General features: G+C 64.6%; 11 protein-coding genes. 4 read left to right on the top strand and 7 right to left on the bottom strand.

Translation table 11 applies throughout. The features are described from left to right. Positions 1-34: 34 nt before the first annotated feature. A complete protein-coding gene (locus HAHE_RS05490) occupies positions 35-805 on the bottom strand; it encodes a dienelactone hydrolase family protein (RefSeq protein WP_338689250.1) in 771 nt (256 codons plus the stop codon). A gap of 43 nt (positions 806-848) precedes the next feature. Between HAHE_RS05490 and HAHE_RS05485 the strand changes: the two genes are divergently transcribed. Beyond that, complete coding sequence (locus HAHE_RS05485) at positions 849-1628, top strand: hypothetical protein (RefSeq protein WP_338689249.1); 780 nt, start codon at positions 849-851, stop codon at positions 1626-1628. Here the strand turns inward: HAHE_RS05485 and HAHE_RS05480 are convergent. The 3 genes from HAHE_RS05480 to HAHE_RS05470 all read right to left on the bottom strand — a co-directional run bounded on the left by HAHE_RS05480 (position 1606) and on the right by HAHE_RS05470 (position 9341). After that, the gene (locus tag HAHE_RS05480) at positions 1606-3117 is read right to left on the bottom strand and encodes an alpha/beta hydrolase-fold protein (RefSeq protein ID WP_338689247.1); all 1512 of its coding nucleotides are present in this window, start codon (positions 3115-3117) and stop codon (positions 1606-1608) included. The genes HAHE_RS05485 and HAHE_RS05480 overlap by 23 nt on opposite strands. Positions 3118-3128: 11 nt before the next feature. After that, positions 3129-5420 (bottom strand): hypothetical protein, encoded by a 2292-nt coding sequence (locus HAHE_RS05475; protein ID WP_338689246.1) that lies wholly within the window; start codon positions 5418-5420, stop codon positions 3129-3131. 87 nt (positions 5421-5507) lie between these two features. Then, positions 5508-9341 carry a hypothetical protein gene (locus tag HAHE_RS05470; RefSeq protein ID WP_338689244.1) on the bottom strand — a complete coding sequence of 1278 codons (3834 nt, stop codon included), beginning with the start codon at positions 9339-9341 and terminating at the stop codon, positions 5508-5510. 103 nt (positions 9342-9444) lie between these two features. Here HAHE_RS05470 and HAHE_RS05465 point away from each other — a divergent pair, with 103 nt between their 5' ends. Genes HAHE_RS05465 through argB form a run of 3 tightly spaced genes read left to right on the top strand, consistent with a single transcriptional unit; the run spans position 9445 to position 12737 of the window. Then, entirely contained in the window at positions 9445-10407 is a 963-nt protein-coding gene (locus HAHE_RS05465) for a phosphotransferase (RefSeq protein WP_338689243.1), read from the top strand. Between the two features lie 43 nt (positions 10408-10450). Continuing rightward, positions 10451-11806 (top strand): hypothetical protein, encoded by a 1356-nt coding sequence (locus tag HAHE_RS05460; protein WP_338689241.1) that lies wholly within the window; start codon positions 10451-10453, stop codon positions 11804-11806. 52 nt (positions 11807-11858) lie between these two features. Next, entirely contained in the window at positions 11859-12737 is an 879-nt protein-coding gene (gene argB / locus HAHE_RS05455; protein WP_338689239.1) for an acetylglutamate kinase, read from the top strand. Between the two features lie 4 nt (positions 12738-12741). Here argB and HAHE_RS05450 read toward each other — a convergent pair whose 3' ends face one another. From HAHE_RS05450 to HAHE_RS05440, 3 genes are read right to left on the bottom strand one after another with little or no spacing between them, the layout of a single operon-like run. Then, positions 12742-14124 (bottom strand): sulfatase, encoded by a 1383-nt coding sequence (locus tag HAHE_RS05450; protein ID WP_338689237.1) that lies wholly within the window; start codon positions 14122-14124, stop codon positions 12742-12744. Between the two features lie 2 nt (positions 14125-14126). Continuing rightward, the gene (locus tag HAHE_RS05445; RefSeq protein WP_338689235.1) at positions 14127-14498 is read right to left on the bottom strand and encodes a hypothetical protein; all 372 of its coding nucleotides are present in this window, start codon (positions 14496-14498) and stop codon (positions 14127-14129) included. A gap of 43 nt (positions 14499-14541) precedes the next feature. Continuing rightward, on the bottom strand, positions 14542-15363 hold the full coding sequence (locus HAHE_RS05440) for a glycoside hydrolase family 16 protein (RefSeq protein ID WP_338689233.1): 822 nt from the start codon (positions 15361-15363) through the stop codon (positions 14542-14544). Positions 15364-15478: the final 115 nt, after the last annotated feature.

The following is a 15478-nucleotide window of genomic DNA, read 5'->3' as shown; positions in this document are numbered from 1 at the left end:
CGCCGCGCAAGTGGAATCGGTGGTCCGGGCTGCGCTACTTTAGGATCTCGGCGAAGAACTGCTTCATGTCCTCCCAAGACCTCTCGTCAGCCGCCTCGTTGTAGGCCGCGCCTTTCGATGGGTCGTCGCCCGCCATCTTTTGGGTGAAGGCGTGCACGGCATTGCCGTAGGCGACGAATTGCCAGTCGGCCCCGGCGTCGCGCATCTCCTGCTGGAACGCTGCAACCTCGTCGGCGGGCACGTGCGGGTCATCCGCACCGTGACAGACGAGGACCCGCGCCTTCAGCGTGCCCGGCTTCGCCGCCATGCCGTCGGCTGCGGACAGACCTCCGTGAAACGACACCACGCCGGCGATGTCGGCCCCGGAACGCGCCAGTTCGAGCACACCGGTACCGCCAAAGCAGTAGCCGATCGCGGCGATGTGTTCCGCGCTCGTCCGCTCATCGCTTTTCAGGACCTCGAGCCCGGCAAGCAGGCGACCCCGGTAGAGTTCCCGGTCGCCCTTGTATTTGCCGGCGAACTTTCCGGACTCCGGCGGCTGGGGACGGATCCCTTTGCCGTAGATGTCGGCGGCGAAGACGTTGTAGCCCATCGCGGCGAGCTGGCGGGCACGGGACTTCTCGTAGTCGGTCAGTCCCGTCCACTGGTGGATGATCAGCACACCCGGCCGCTTGCCCTCGGTGGCGTCGTCATAGACATGGAAACCTTCGAGGGTGGCTTCGCCGTGGCTGTAATCGACGTCTTTCTCGACGAGTGCGGCGAAGGTCGCGGATGGCAGGAGCAGGAGAGGGGCGAGGAATTTCATCACCCTTGAAAGAAGCGCGCTGGCTGACGGCGTCAACCCAAGGATGACGGAGCGGCGCCACGGCGGACTCAGCGTCGGCGGATACGTTCTCGCCGGACTGCTGGTCGTGATGCTCGCGGTGTTCGTGCTCGGGCACGTTTGGAGTGCCGGCGCGGTCTGGAACCATCTGACCGGGGAGATCTTCAGTCCGTGGCGGAACTGGGTGAGTGACTATGCCTATCGTAGTCCGGCCTGGCCGATATTCGTCGGCTGCATGTATGGCTTTGCGATCGTTCTGGCGGCGGTCTCGCTGAAGGTCTTCGGCCGGAGCCGGGGGGCGGGGCTGATCGCGTGGCTGATGACGCTGCTGCTCGGCTACGCGGCTCTGAAGTTGGTCGAGGTCGCCGCGTTTCCCGTCAAACCGCCGGAGGTGAGTATCGAAGAGCTGCAAAGCCGGATGGACGAAAGCTCTTGGCAGCGCTTCAAGGGCGAGATGTTGGAGATCTATCGAGGGCTCCGCGGCCATGCTTCGCCCCGGCGCGGATCGGCGTGGGAAACAGTCGCCGCATTCGAGAGCAACACCGGCCACTACATCGGTATCCGCGCTGGCATGGGAGCGATGCTTGCGGCGATCGCCCTTGGCATCCTGCTTCCATTCGGTGCCCGCTGGCGGCTCGGAACCGCGGTGTGTCTCGGGATTGCCGTGGCGGGAGCGTGGTGCACGCGTTTCGAACTCCACGGGCTGTTCCAGCGGGTAGCGTTTCTCGGCATCTACCTCTGGATGTGGCTGGGTGTCGTGACGCTCTTCCGCCGCCAGCCGGTCAGTCCTCTCGAGTCTCGTTGAGGGTCTTCACCATCTCCATGACCGTTGGCGGGTGGAAGGTGTGAGGAAGTCCTTCGACGACCTCGATGTCCGCATCGGATCCAAGCTCCGCCATCGTTTCACGCAGGCGCCCCACGGCGCCTTCGAGGTAGAAGTTGTCCTGCCCACCGGCTTTCACGGTGAGCTTCCCTTCCAGCTTCGGAGCGAGCTCGGTCCAGTGCTGTTTCAGGTAGAGGCTGACATCGAACCGCTTGAAGGCATCCGCGACCGCCATGTCGATCTCGCCGCTTTCGCGATCGAAGAGCGGCATCGGTTTTCCGTCGTCTCCGCGAGGGCTGAAGGTCGCCTCGAAGGAATGGATCTGCATGCCGGGGCCGAGCACGTCCTCATGGTGCACGAAGTCGTCATACCAGAGCCGCTGCTCTCCGAAGCGTCCGACCGGGCGGCGGGATCCGTCGCGCTGGGTGAAGAAGTTGTCTCCCTCACGGTAGAGATCGATCTGCTGGAAGTCGGTGAAGTCGACCGGGTCGGGGACGTAGGACCACGCGTGTTGGAACGAGTCGGGCCACTGGATCTGCAGCCAGATGCTGGCCCAGCCGCCGGACGAGATGCCCGTGACGAAGCGCTTGGAATCACCGGCCAAGCCGAAGCGGCGGTCGATCGCGGGAAGCAGTTCGGTCATGAGCGCGGTGCCCCACGGGCCGATCGAGTCCGAGTCGGCGAAAACACTGTGGCCGCGGAAGTTGCGGCCGTTCGGAGAGATGACCACGACCTTGTCGAGCAGTTCCCCGAACTTCTCCAACTGCCGGATCGATCCGATGTGGTCATCGCTGAAGCCGCCGATGAAAACCAGCACCGGGTAGTCGCCTGAGCGGTCCGGATCCCAATCCGCCGGGAGCTTGATGCCGGCCTGCATCGGGTAGTCGAAGCCGTGGAAGTCGGACAGCAGCTCGGAGCGCTGCTCGAACCATTTGATCCGCTCGGTCTCCTCAGGCGGGGGAACCGAGACCTCGCGATCGATGACGAGGTCGAAGCCGAACTCCTGCCCTTCTTCGCAGGAGAAGGTGACCGGCGGGCTGACCGCATCGCCGTCTCCCCAACCCGGATCCGCGGAAAAGCGATTCAGGCGAATGAACGCCTGGGCACGGTATTCTCCCGGTTCGAGTTCCGAAGCCGGACCGGGGAACGAGAGTTCGGCGTCGTGAAAGTCGAGTGTCGATCCGGTCCAATCCTCGACGTCCTCGGCGAGGATCATCGGCGGGTGAACCCATCGATTGGCCAGTCGGGGCTCCGGCGGTTGTTCATCGGTTGCCGGGGTGATCTGGACGTAGACTCGCCCGGTGTAGGGCTCCGCAAGGATGCCATCCGCGACACGGACCTCGATGGTGAGGTTCTCGGGTGCCGGTGCCGCTGCGTCTCCGGGCTGCTGCGCGGTCGGTGTTTCGCTGCGTTTGCATGCCGGCAAAGCCAGCAGCATTGCGAAAACGATCGGGAGCGAGGGAGGGCGCATGGAGGAACGGGTCAGCGGTCGGATTCATCCTCCGGCCGGGGCCGGATGTGGAGGTGGATGCTCGTCCGGGAAGCGTCATCCTCCATCCAGTGGCCATACGTCAGGCGCTCAATGCGAGTGAATTCGGCGGCCACGCCATCGATGTCCGCCTGTTTCATCGTTTCGAGGGCTTCCTGTCCCATCGGAGGGGCGCTGTCCTTAGCGAGGGCTTCGGCTTCTTCCCCGAACTCTTCGTTCATGTCGGCGATCCATTTCCAGAGTTCCCGGAAGTCGAGTTCGAGGCGCAGGCCGGTGAGCGGGACATTGGGGGCTCCGGATGAAGCCGGTGCCGCGAAGTCGGCGGCGAGTTGCCGAGAAGTTCCGGCGATCCAGATCCGGTCACCGACCGAGATACCCGGCAGGAAGTCGGACTCCCCTTCGAATAGAGGGTAGTGCCAGGTGGTCAGGCCGTCCGACTTGATCGATGCGGGCGGGGGCAGCTCGAAGTCAGGACTCCCGGTCCACTCACGGATGCCTTCCTGGGCGAGATCCATCGTTGCCTGCCCGGCGCCGGCGAGCTTCGAGCGGTCAGTGACCGTTCGTGCGACGGCGAGTCGCGGGATCTTCGCGCGTTCGGCCTTCTCCTTCACCTCGTCCGACCAAGAAGGCAGGGGGCCGCGGAGATCGGCAACCACCGCGATCTCGTCGCCGATGCCGGCGCGGAATTCATCCCGGTAGATTCGGCTCAGGTCGCGGATCTCATCCATCGCCCGACGGGCCATCACGTGGCTCGCGTCATCGATCGCTTCGGGCCACTTTCTACGGGCTTCATCGTAGATGATCTCGGCGATCAGTCCGAGCGCCTCGGTTTCCCGCCATTCGAGTTCGTTCCGCGCCCGACTCTGTGCCCAGTGAGCCCGGAAGAAGGTGGCCTCCGAGAAGTCACAGCCGGTCAAGGCGAGCGGGGCGTCGTAATCGAGTCCGGGATCGGCCTTGCCGCCACGGGATTCGATCCGGTAGCCGCCGTCCTTCAGGATCAGACCCGACCATGCGCTGCAGTCGCGGGCTGCCAGTTTTTCCTCCAGATCGGCGACCGACAGAAAGAGCGCGCGAAGGGTCTCGGGATCCTCGAGGGGGTCGCCGAGTTCCTTGGCGGCGGCCCGCCATGAGGCGGAGCTGTCATCGAGTGGCAAGGTCGAGCGGACGGCCGCTTCGGAGAGATACAGGGCAGCGATGACGTCGGGATCTCCGATGCCGGTCGACCAAGAGAGCGCGTCGGACGCCGCAAGCGAGCGCACCGGAGATTCGGCGAGCTGGAATCCCTCGGCCCCGTTGCCGATGTAGGCCAAGGCGTAGCCGTCCACGCTTCCGTAGGCGACCGTGAGTTCGAAGTCGGACACCGCGTCGATCAGGCTCTGCATGCGTTCGTAGGGAATCGGCGCCTCATGAAACTGCTGCAAGAGTTCGGCGCGATTCTCTTCGAGCTCCTTCTCGAGTTCCTTCTTCATGTCCTCGCCGACCTTGCGGAGGTCCGCAAAAGTCCAGCCGCTGAGCGAGACGCCCGATCGCTCGAACTTGATCGGCTCGGCCGTGAGTTCCTCGCTTGCGACGATCGCAGCGACTCCCTTTTCGAGTCCTGCGACACAGGCCTCGAGCTTGTCTGCCTCCGGGCGCCAGCCGAACACGATGCTCGGCATCCGCACACGCCCGTCCTGTTCCAGCGCGTCGACCATCGGCCCGATCACCGCGTCGGAGACGTCGGAGTCGAACTCGCTGAAATCGAGGCTCGGTTCTTCCTCTCCGAGGTAGCCCAGAACCACTGATGTCCAGTAGCCCGCCAGTTCGGCATTCGCCAGTTGGGCGGCCAGCGAGATCACGCGGATCTGTTCGCCAGCTTCGCCACCGACGAAGAGGAACGCCTCGTCGCCGACATAGCTCCGCATCTCCGGAGTGAGTCCGAATTTCGGGCTCTCCTCGTCGGCTGCCTCGCCCTCATCATCGTCGCCTTCTCCGACCACGACTTCCTCCTGATAGATGAAGCCGATGCGTTGAAGGCCGTCGAGCAACCCGTCGACCATCCTTTGGGTGTCGGCGACGGACATGTAGAAACTCACGTCCTCAGGCACGTGCCGGGCGAATCCGTAATGTGCCGCGACCGTTGGTTGCCCGGTTTCCTCATCATTCGGAGAGGCACTGACCTCGGTATTGGCCGGTTCGCTGACCGAGAGCTCCGTTCCGCTCTCCGGAACCGGGTCCGGCATTTCACGGTCGCAAGCGGTGAAAGCGGCGGCCAGAGGAAGCAGGAGAAGTCGGAGCGGTTTCATACGGTGACGAGACTATCCAGCCGCCGGAGGGTGGGGGAATTGCAAGCCGGCTCGGGATTTGGAACGGTGGGGGGATGGGGCGGGCGGTCAGTCGCCGTCCTGTTCGGCGGTCAGCGCCCGCCAACGATTCAGCGCATCGCGGTAGGGGGTGAACTCGGGCGCGAGCAGAAGCCGGTCTTCCCAAAAACGTGTGACGGACCGGTCGACATCCGCCGCACCCTCGCGGTCATCCAGCCCGACACACCACGCGCGGGCTTCCAAGGGGATGTTGAGGCTGAACGGATCGACCATCATGAACTTCCGGACTCCCGTCAGAACCTCGTCACGGTCACCCCGCTGGATCGCATCCCTGAGCTCCAGCCGGCGGTATGCGGTGGCCGCGCGTGGGGCGTCGACCCGCATGTCCTGGCAGAGTGCCAGCACGCACCGGTTGCGATGGAGGTTGAGCGCGAGCCCCGGTTTCCCGGCGAACTCTAGGAAGGTGAGATACTGCGAGTCTTCGTAATCGAGGGTCCGCGCGAGTGCCTTGCAGGTGCCGCCGATCAATTCGTGGGGAAGTTTCCAGCGGCCAATGCCGAGAATGATCTGCTCGTTGCCGGATCGGTCGCCCCCCGAGCCGGTCGTGCTGAAATCGTAGAAAAAGTGCACCCGCATGTCCTTCTCCGGCAGGTTCCGGTCGAGCAGGACACGCATCAGGATGTCGCGCAGCAAAACTCGCGCTTCGTCCTGTTTCCCGGACTCCCAAGTCTCGTGGACCCGCTTTACGCCGTCGATGGGCTCGAAGTCCTCCGCCCGCGGGTCCGACTTGTTACCCGGAGCCGGATCAAAGGTGATTCTCAATGGCTCCGTTCGGGCACCGTGGATCAACCGGCGCGTTACGGTCTCGCGAAAGCGGGCGATGGATGCGTCGAATGTCGATCCCTCGGGAAAGTCGGTTTTGGCGAGTCTGTGGCACCACGCCGAGAGCACCGAGCGGACATCTTCGTCGGTGAGTGAAGCCCGGTGTTTGCCGAGCAGTGCGACGAGTCGGTCCACATCTTCGGTGCGCACGTCCCTCGGCCGCAGGCGGGCCAGCGAGACGGTGTGCTCGGTCAGGGTCCGGCCCGGTTCTTCCAGTGCGATCAGTTTGAGAACCGGATGCTCTTTCCAGTTCTCCCCGAGATACCACCCGCAGAACCGGCCGGGGGCCCGCGCTTTCGCCGGCGTCTTTGCTTCACCGAGTTCGAAGTAGGCATTCAGGTAGTTCACCGCCTGCTCCGTCATCTCCAACTCGGCGAGGGTCCGGACAAGCGGTTCGTGAATCATGAAGCCACCGCGCATCATCGATTCGACTTCGCTCGGCGGGAGTTCGGCCCATCGTGTCAGGATTCCCCGGGTCCTATCACGGTTGGGTGCGTAAAGCGCGAGCCGGAGGTAGCTCTTGAATTCCTGATCGCCGATGGCGGCTTCGCCTCCGGCGGCAGCGACGGCCCGGGCCTCGAGGGTGCCCAGAGCCGCGGGCCCTCGGCCGAGATCTTCAGCGAGGCTGGAGAAGAACTCGAAGTTGTCCTCACGCGCCATTTCGTCGAGCCGGTAACCCGCAAGCAGGCGGACCCACGCCGGAGGACTGCGCCGCTCGCAGATCTCGAAGGCCTCGGCCCGTTTGCCGTCGTGATCGAGTTCGAGGATTCGCGCGAACTCGGCGGAGTCGATCCGGGCGTCGAGCGATTCGCTGTTCTCGCGCTTCATCGGCCGGCTCCTTTGGGCCGCCTGCACGGCATCTCGGTAGCGGCCTTGTTCGAGTAGCAGGGTCGGCAGGAAAGGGGAATCGCGATCGGCTTCCAGCACTTCGAGTGCTTCCTCATCGCGACCCAGCGCACGCAAAAGGATGGCCCGATGGAGCGGGCGGTCCTTGTGCTCCGTCGTTTTCTTCAGCAGCTCCTCAGGACTGCGGCCGAGCACGAGAATCTCAGCCAGGATGCACAACTGTTTCGGGTACTCCCTACGGGTGATCCAGTAGGCGGACTCGATGACCCGCAGGGCGGCCTCGTCGTCGCCATCCATCCAGAGGTTCAATGCGAACTCGCGGGTGTGGTGATCGCTGACCCAGTCGCGGGCGTCCATCAACTCCGGTTCCCGGCCCAGCAGTTCGAGCATCCGGCTGCGGCGCTTCCGGGATTTCTCATCGCCGGGGCTCGCAACCAGGGCGAAGCATTCGCGGACGGTACCGGCCGGCAAGGGGGCGGCCTTCGCCAATTCCAGAGCTTCCTCCGGTGTCAGCGTGTCGAGAAGCTGGGCGGTGAATCGGGCGCCGAAGTCGCGCAGGTCGCTGCCGGCGACCTTGGCGAGGCATTCCTCGCGTTTGCCCGCATCCCAGAGCCGGATCGCGAGAACCGGAATGAGTCGGCGGTTGGTGCTTTCGGTCAGCAGATTCGGCACCTGCTTTTCCCACTCCCGGGCGAGGCGCTCGACGTTCCGGATCTCGTTAATGCCGCTGTCCGACCAAACCCACATCTCTTCGAGCAAGACCCTCAGCATTCCCGGATGGAGATCCGCCAGAGGCACCCTTGCGGCCAGCGCCGGATCCTTGCGGAGGACGCGGCCGATGGCGGTGGTGAAGTAGCCGGAACTCCATTGCCTGAGGATGGCGAAAACGCGGTCGAGTTCGCCGCTGCTGGCGAGGTAGGGGACAAACAGTCCGGGGATCTTCGCTTCCTCGGCCGCGATGATCCAGGTTTCCGGATTCGGGGAGCGGTCGAGCAGCTCGTGGTAGCGATCGACAGCTTGCCACCAAGTTCCTTCATCGCGGCGGGTGGCATCCGACATGTAGCCGCGGAGAAACCCGGCCCTCAATTCGGGAGACAGCCGTGCGGGGTCGGGCAGCCCGTCGGGCCACAGCTCGGGATGCTCGCGGGTGCCGTTGCCGACCTCCTGCATCAGGGTTCCCGGTTGCTCCTCATCGGCCGCGCTTCTCCGGGCGAGATCGAATGCTTCGCGGATCCGCTCTTCCTTGATCAGCCAGTCGACCTCGAAGTGCCGGAGATCCGGCGACAGTTCCTTCGCGAGGGCGGGATGGGGCTCCCGGAGTGTCCGATACGTTGCCCGGGCTTGCTCGAGGTCCTTGTCCTCGAGCGTGATCATCAGGACTCCCTGCATCGATCCGTCCGGCACGTCGGACAGCTCCTTGATCTGGGAACGACTCCACCGCAGGACATCGGTGACCGCCCGCTCGCGGCCCTGCTTGTCGAGGATCTCCGGCAGCCACGCCAAGGCGGCCATCAGGTCGTCTTGCTTCTTCAGATGGGTGTATTCCCACACCACCCCGGCCCGGTTCAGCAGAGTTCGGATCGAAGGATCCATTTCGCGCCAGCGGCGGTAGTCATCGAGCCCCCGCTCGACCTTGTACGGCGCGATCGTGTTCGCGACCATCGCCCGGGTCGTCACGAGCAGCAGCCGCGGATCGTACTGATTGAAATCCGAGGGGATCATCCGCTGCTTCTTTTCGTAGCCGGTCTCGATCACCTTCAGGGCCGCGTCGCCGACGTTCTCCTCGGTGACCCGGCTGTGCAGGCAGGCGAATGTCACCGGACCGACCGACGGCTCCTTGACCAACCGGTCGATCAACTGGCGCCGCTGGTCGTCATCGAGTTTCCGGTAGTCGAGGAGTTCCTTGCGCAATTCCTCGGGAATCCCGTGGTGGACGCCGAAGCGGATCCACAGCCGGCAGCGCGACGCCCGCTCCGCGGCACGCCGGACGTCGGAAAAGATCAGCCGTTCCAGCTCCCCGAGCGAGTCCCAGCCGCCGCGGATCAGCGTTTTCTCCGCCTCGGTGGCTTCGGCCGGATCCGCGCTGCCGAGTTGCGCGGCGGCCTCGGCGAGGGTCATCGAGCGGCCGATGCCGGTGAGGGCCACGATGGCGGCGAGCCGGAGCAGGAACTTCATCGTGGGCAAGCTGGCAGATCGCGGGCCGGCTTGGCAATCACGCCCTCTCCGGCGGGTGTTTTCCCTTGCCCTGCGGGGTCGGCGTTCTATGTCTCCCGGCGCCATGGCGGCTGATTCCATTCTCACCACGGTCCGGCAGTATCTGGAGTTCGATCCGACCGACAAGGTCACGCTCGAGCCGATCAAACGCGGGGCCTCCGGGCGCACCATCGTCCGGGTGAAGACCGAGGAATACGAGCCGTTCATCGGCATCCACTGGACCGACGAGCGGGCCGACAACGACTTCTACCCGCCGGTTTCCCATTTTCTCGAGAAGGCCGGGATCCATGTGCCGTCGATCATGTATGAGAACCTCAAGTGGCGGGTGGCGCTGGTTGAGGACCTCGGCGACGAGGACCTTCTCGCGCTGAAGGGCACGCCGTGGGAAACCCGCGAGCCCTACTACCGCTCCGCCTTCGAGCAGCTCGACAAGCTCTTCTACTGCCGTGCCGGCAAGACCGTGGAGTTCAATCCGCCCTTCGATACCGCGATGTATCGTTGGGAACAGGAGTATTTCTTCGAGCATCTGATGGAGGAACTGCTGCGGATGCACGCCCGCGAACTACGGGAAGCACCGGAGTTCGAGGCGCTCGCCGAACGTCTCGGCGGGGTATCAAAACACCTCGTTCACCGAGACTTCCAATCGCAGAACTTCCTATTGAGGGACGAACAGGCATACTGGATCGATTTCCAGGGGATGCGCCGTGGCCGCCAGGAATACGATCTCGCCTCGCTGATCCACGACCCCTACCTCGACCACTCCGAAGAGGAACGCGAGCGCCTGATGGACTTGTGGGAGGACGTGGCCGAGGACCGGCCGGCCGAGAGCATGTTCCGCGACTGCGCGATCCAGCGCCTGATGCAGGCGATGGGGGCCTTCGGCAACATCATCGTGAACCGCGGGGACGACTGGTATCGCCAGCACGTTTCCGCCGGGGCGCGTCAGCTGGCGGCGGTGGTCAAGGGCACCGAGTTCGAGGAACTTCTGGCGCCCGTGCTCGAGAAGGCGGCGGCCTTCCCTGCCTGAAGTTCGGCTTTCCACGGACCGGCTTTCGGTTTTCCGTGTCCGGGTGCTCCGCGTGGACCATCCGCGACTGACAGCCGCCGTGGTTTCCCTCGGCGCGGGGCTGCTCGTGCTGGCGACGGGGCCCGCGCTGGATGTGGTGAAGCGCGCCGACCGCGCCGTGTTCGGCTTCCTGTCGGGCAAATCGGGCGAACTGGTAGGCAATGGCAGCGTGGAAGACCCATGGGGTGTCGAAACGCTGGGGCCGCCACCGGCGATCGAGCCGCCACGGGTGTTCTACCTCGATGACAACCCGGACCAGTACTTCGAACGGATGCCGCCTCCGCCGTCGGACCTGATGGTGGTGATGGCGCGTCTCGAGGCCGCCGGACTCGACCACGTCGGCTTCGGCTATCCGCTGCAGTGGGAAAGCCCCGACACGCTCGCGATCGAGACGATGCGCAGGGCGATGGACCGGTTTGACCGGGCGGTGATCGGCTACGTGGTGAAAGACAGCACGGCACCGGAGCCGGTGGTGCCTCCCTTTCTCCGGGCATCGATGCCCTACGGCGAAGTCGATGGCGATGGTACGAAGCTTCCCGTAGTGAACAGTATCCGTGGGATCGCTCCGGAATTCGGAGGCAAGGAGTCTTGGGCGGGGTTCACGCGGATCGAAACCGAAGAGGGAGAGGCGAACCGCGCCTATCTGCTGGCCCGTTGGTCCGACCGCGTTGTGTTCTCGCTGCCGCTCGCCCTGGAGATCGCCCGTCTCGGGCTATCGCCCGAAGAGGATGTCCGGGTGCGGATGGGCAAGGACATCCGGCTGGGCTCCGACGGCCCCAGGATCCCGATCGATTTCCGCGGCCGGGTCGATCTCCCGGACGGACCGATCGAGCGCGAGGCTGTTCCGGCAACCACCGTGATTTCGGACGAGATTCCCGAAGGCTTCCTCGACGCGGACGCGCCGGTGTTTTTCACGGACGAGCGTTTGCTCGGCGACAAGGCGGACCGCCAGTGGGCCGAGCGGATGCCGCGGGTCGACGCGGCGGTGCGGGGTGCTCCGCGGACGGTGGGCAAGTCGGCGGTCTCACGTCCGTCCCAGATGGCCGAGTTGTTCGGGATTCTGGGACTCTCGCTCATCGGTGCCTCGCTGCTCGGCAAAGGAGGACTGCTGAAGCGCCTCGGGTTGTCTGTGGTTCTGATCGGACTTGTCGCGGGCGCGCTCGCCATCTGCATCCGCTCCGGCGTCGCGCCGATGCCGCTCGCCTTCCTGACGGTGCCGGTGGCTACGGCATTTTCGGTGTTGCTCTTCGATACCGAGTCGCGTGTCGAGGTGGTGCGGGCAAAGGCGGCGAAGAAGGCACCCGCAGAACCGAAGGCGGCGAAGAAGGCCAAGCGTCGCAAGGGCAAACGGCGGCCGTGAAGCGGGCTTCCCTCCCGGGCGGCGGCAGTCTAGGGTCCGGCCTCCCGAGACGATGAGCCTGCAGCACACCATCGACAAAGCCGAAGCCCTGATCGAAGCCCTGCCGTACTTGCAGTCCTTCCGCGGCAAGACCTTCCTGATCAAGATGGGGGGTTCCGCCATGGAGGACCCGGAGCTGGTCAAGAAGGTGATGCGCGACATCGTTTTCCTCGAGGTGGCGGGCATCAACCCGATCGTGGTGCACGGCGGTGGCAAGGCAATCTCGGCGGCGATGAAGGAAGCCGGGCTTGAGGCCGAGTTCGTCGGTGGCTTCCGCCGGACGACCGACGAGGCGATCTCGATCGTCGAGAAGGTGCTCTCGAACGAGATCAATCCGGGCCTGGTCCAGATGATCCGCGAGTTCGGCGGCAAGGCGACCGGGATTCCCGGGACCGACGTGTTTCTCGGCGAAAAGATGAAGGTCAAGGATGAGGCCGGCAACCCGGTCGATATCGGCCGGGTGGGCGAAGTCGTCGGCTGTCAGCCGGGCTACCTCGACTCGGCCCACAAGGCGCAGATCGTGCCGGTGATTTCACCGCTGGCGTCCGAGCTCTCGACCGGCCGGCCGCTCAACATCAACGCCGACCTCGCGGCCGCGGCGCTGGCCAAGGAGCTGCGTGTCACCAAACTGGTGTTCCTTTCCGACGTGCCCGGCTTGATGAGGGATCCGTCCGATCCCTCCACCCTGATCAAGTCGGTGAACCGCGAGCAGGCCGATGCCCTGCTTCAGGACGGCACCATTTCCGGCGGGATGATTCCAAAGATCCGCAGCGCGATGGACGCGCTGAATGCCGGCGTGCGGAAGGTCCACTTTGTCGACGGCCGCCTGCCGCACGCGCTGCTGCTGGAGATCTTCACCGACTACGGCATCGGTACCGAAGTGACGCGCTAGCGGGTCAGTCCAGCGCAGGCTTCACCTGCTCGGTGAACAATTCCCGCTGGGGGTCCTCGGTGTCCTTCATCCAGTGCCACATTGCTTTGGCCATGGCGCCGGCGCGCGGCGTCCAATCGTCGTTGGGTTCGGCGATGAGGTTGTTCAGGCAGGCGGGGTCCTTCTTGAGGTCGTAGAGCTCCTCACGGCATCGGTGCAGATAAAATTCGGCGCGTTTCTGAACGGCGGGATCTTCGGACGTCTTCATCGCGTTGAACGTGAGGCCCGACATCGACTCGTTGCGGAACTTCTTCTCGCCGTCCGCCCAGCCGTTCCAGATGTAGAGGAACTTGCCGTCGTTCACGGCCCGCATCGGGTAGGGAATGCGGGAGAACGGCGCGTTCATCATCGTGAACACGCGGTTGCGGTCCGCTTGGTCTTCGCCCTTCAGCAGCGGCAGGATGCTGCGCCCGTCGCAGCCGTCCATCTGGGGCAGGCCGGCGGCGTCGAGGAAGGTGGGAGCCACGTCGATGCCGGCGACGAAATGCTTCGCGTCGCGCGTGGCCTTCTCCACCTTGCCGGGCCAGCGGACGATCCATGGCGTGACGGTTGACCAGTAGTAGCAGTTGGTCTTGGCGTAGGGTAGAGGCATCCCGTGGTCGCTCATGAACATGACCAGCGTGTTGTCGGCCTGGCCGCTCTTCTCCAACTCGTCGAGGATCCCGCCAACGACCGCATCGGCGCGGTGGACCGACTGGTAGTAGGTCGCGAGTTCGGTGCGGATCTCGGGGAGATCAGGCAGGAAGCCGGGGACCGGAATCTCGTCCGGCTTGAAGGCACGCGGGTAGGGGACGTTCTTGTAGGGGTCACCCTTGGCGCCGGCGAAAGGCCGGTGAGGGTCGGCCGCGTTGGCCATGATGAAGAACGGCTTGTCGGCCTCCGTCGCCGCCTTGATGGCCTCGCGCGTGGCCTCGCGGAAACCCTCGATGCTGCGGCCGTGGCTGAGCGCCTTCTGCGGGACGATCTTGTCGAAAGCGGCGTGGCGTGACGGGACCACATGCGCCTCCTTGGCGAAGATCGCGGTGTAGTAGCCACCCTTCTGCAGAGCCTCCGGTAGGCATGGGACACCGGGGTTGATTTTGTCGAAACCCAGTGCCCCGGAGCGGTGCGGATAGCGGCCGGTCATCCAAACGGCGCGGGTCGGCTGGCAGATCGCGATGGTCACGTGCCCGCGGTCGAAGGCCATGCCCTCGCTCGCCAGACGGTCGATGTTCGGAGTCATTCCCTCGACCTTGCAGCCGAAGGCACCGACCGAGTCGCAGTTCATGTCATCGACAGTGATGAACAGGAGGTTCGGGCGCGCGGAAGCGACCGCGAGGGTGAGGAGGGTGAAGAGGAGGACTCGCATGATCAGGCGTTGAGATTCATGATGATGGCGCAGCTGCCGAAACCGACAAGCGGAGAGAGGACGACTTGTCCGACAAAGAACAGGGAGGTGTTGACCCACGCCTGCCGCTTCAGGTTTGGGGCACCGTATTTCACGGCCTGAATCCAGCCACAGAGGAAGCAGCAACCGACGAGGATCGCGAGCCATGCGAGCACGATCAGGATGGAGACAGCTTCGTTGCCGGAACCGTAGCTCATTCCGATGGCGAGGATGAGCGCCCACGGAGCGAGGAGCCCGGGCATGAGCACCCCGGCCCACATCAGGAACTGCTCTCCTGCGTTGAGCTTGCGCGCGACATCAGGAACTTCGGATCGGGCGGGCGGCTCAGGCTCCATGGCGGTCGATGTTTTCAGCTCCGGCAGGCCGGAGCCTGCGGCATCAGGGCTGGCGGTAGATCCGGACGTAGTCGACCTCGTAGCGCTGGGGGAACTCGGTCTTCGAGGGGTCGCCGCCGTTGCCCCCGACCGCGAGATTCAGACGCAGGCGGTGCGGAGCGCGAAAGGGATTCCTGCGGTCGCCGCTGCCGTTGAAGGTCTTCGACAGTTCGACCCGGTTGAGCAACTTGCCGTCGAGGTAGATCGCGATCTTCTCTTCATCCCAGATCATCACCCAGTCGTGAAACTTGTCGTTCCACGTATCCGAATCGAACTTCGAGATCGGGTGCTTGGAGTCGAACCACTTGTCTTTGCCTCTCGCATCGGCGTGGACGGTGTTGGCGAGGATCATCCCCCGGTAGTATTCCATGATGTCGATCTCGCCGCTGGCCGGCCACGGGCCGTGACCGGTCGTCCAGATCGCCGGCCAGAGACCGTCGAGCGCCGGGAAGCGGGCGCGGATCTCGAAGCGGCCGTATTTGAAGTCGACGTCCGGCTTGGTGATGATCGATCCGGAGGTGTAGCGCGCCTTCCAGCGCGACTGCTTCCAATTCCTCGAGCCTTCGCGGAAGTTCGGGTTCTTCACGTCCTCCCGGCGGGCCTCGATCACGAGCAGGCCGTCGCGGCACGAAACGTTGCCCGGTTGGTACCATTGCAGCTCGTGATTGCGCATGAACCCGCGCTCGTATTCCCACACCTCCGGGTCGGGCGGGCCGTCGTCATCGAACTCTGCCGACCAGACGAGCTTCCAAGATTCGTCGCGCTCCGGCAGTTCGGGAGCGGCGGTGGCGAGCGCCGTGAGGCAGAGGGGCAGAAGCAATCGCATCGCGGCTCATACGCACGCACGATGCCGGGAATTGCCCGAGTTGGCGGAAAATGCCGTGGATTGGGCCGGTTGCGGCCGAGTCTTTTGCTTGCCGCGACCTAACCGGAAGGGGGAG

The organism is Haloferula helveola, assembly GCF_037076345.1.
GTDB lineage: Bacteria > Verrucomicrobiota > Verrucomicrobiia > Verrucomicrobiales > Akkermansiaceae > Haloferula > Haloferula helveola.
This window is presented reverse-complemented; position numbering and strand designations above follow the sequence as displayed.

What these genes read in the sequence shown, in the direction of transcription:
- argB (WP_338689239.1), top strand. Translation starts at nt 11,859, where the DNA reads ATGAGCCTGCAGCACACCATCGACAAAGCCGAAGCCCTGATCGAAGCC.
- HAHE_RS05465 (WP_338689243.1), top strand. Translation starts at nt 9,445, where the DNA reads ATGGCGGCTGATTCCATTCTCACCACGGTCCGGCAGTATCTGGAGTTC.
- HAHE_RS05490 (WP_338689250.1), bottom strand. Translation starts at nt 805, where the DNA reads ATGAAATTCCTCGCCCCTCTCCTGCTCCTGCCATCCGCGACCTTCGCC.
- HAHE_RS05440 (WP_338689233.1), bottom strand. Translation starts at nt 15,363, where the DNA reads ATGCGATTGCTTCTGCCCCTCTGCCTCACGGCGCTCGCCACCGCCGCT.
- HAHE_RS05475 (WP_338689246.1), bottom strand. Translation starts at nt 5,420, where the DNA reads ATGAAACCGCTCCGACTTCTCCTGCTTCCTCTGGCCGCCGCTTTCACC.
- HAHE_RS05470 (WP_338689244.1), bottom strand. Translation starts at nt 9,341, where the DNA reads ATGAAGTTCCTGCTCCGGCTCGCCGCCATCGTGGCCCTCACCGGCATC.
- HAHE_RS05445 (WP_338689235.1), bottom strand. Translation starts at nt 14,498, where the DNA reads ATGGAGCCTGAGCCGCCCGCCCGATCCGAAGTTCCTGATGTCGCGCGC.
- HAHE_RS05485 (WP_338689249.1), top strand. Translation starts at nt 849, where the DNA reads ATGACGGAGCGGCGCCACGGCGGACTCAGCGTCGGCGGATACGTTCTC.
- HAHE_RS05480 (WP_338689247.1), bottom strand. Translation starts at nt 3,117, where the DNA reads ATGCGCCCTCCCTCGCTCCCGATCGTTTTCGCAATGCTGCTGGCTTTG.
- HAHE_RS05450 (WP_338689237.1), bottom strand. Translation starts at nt 14,124, where the DNA reads ATGCGAGTCCTCCTCTTCACCCTCCTCACCCTCGCGGTCGCTTCCGCG.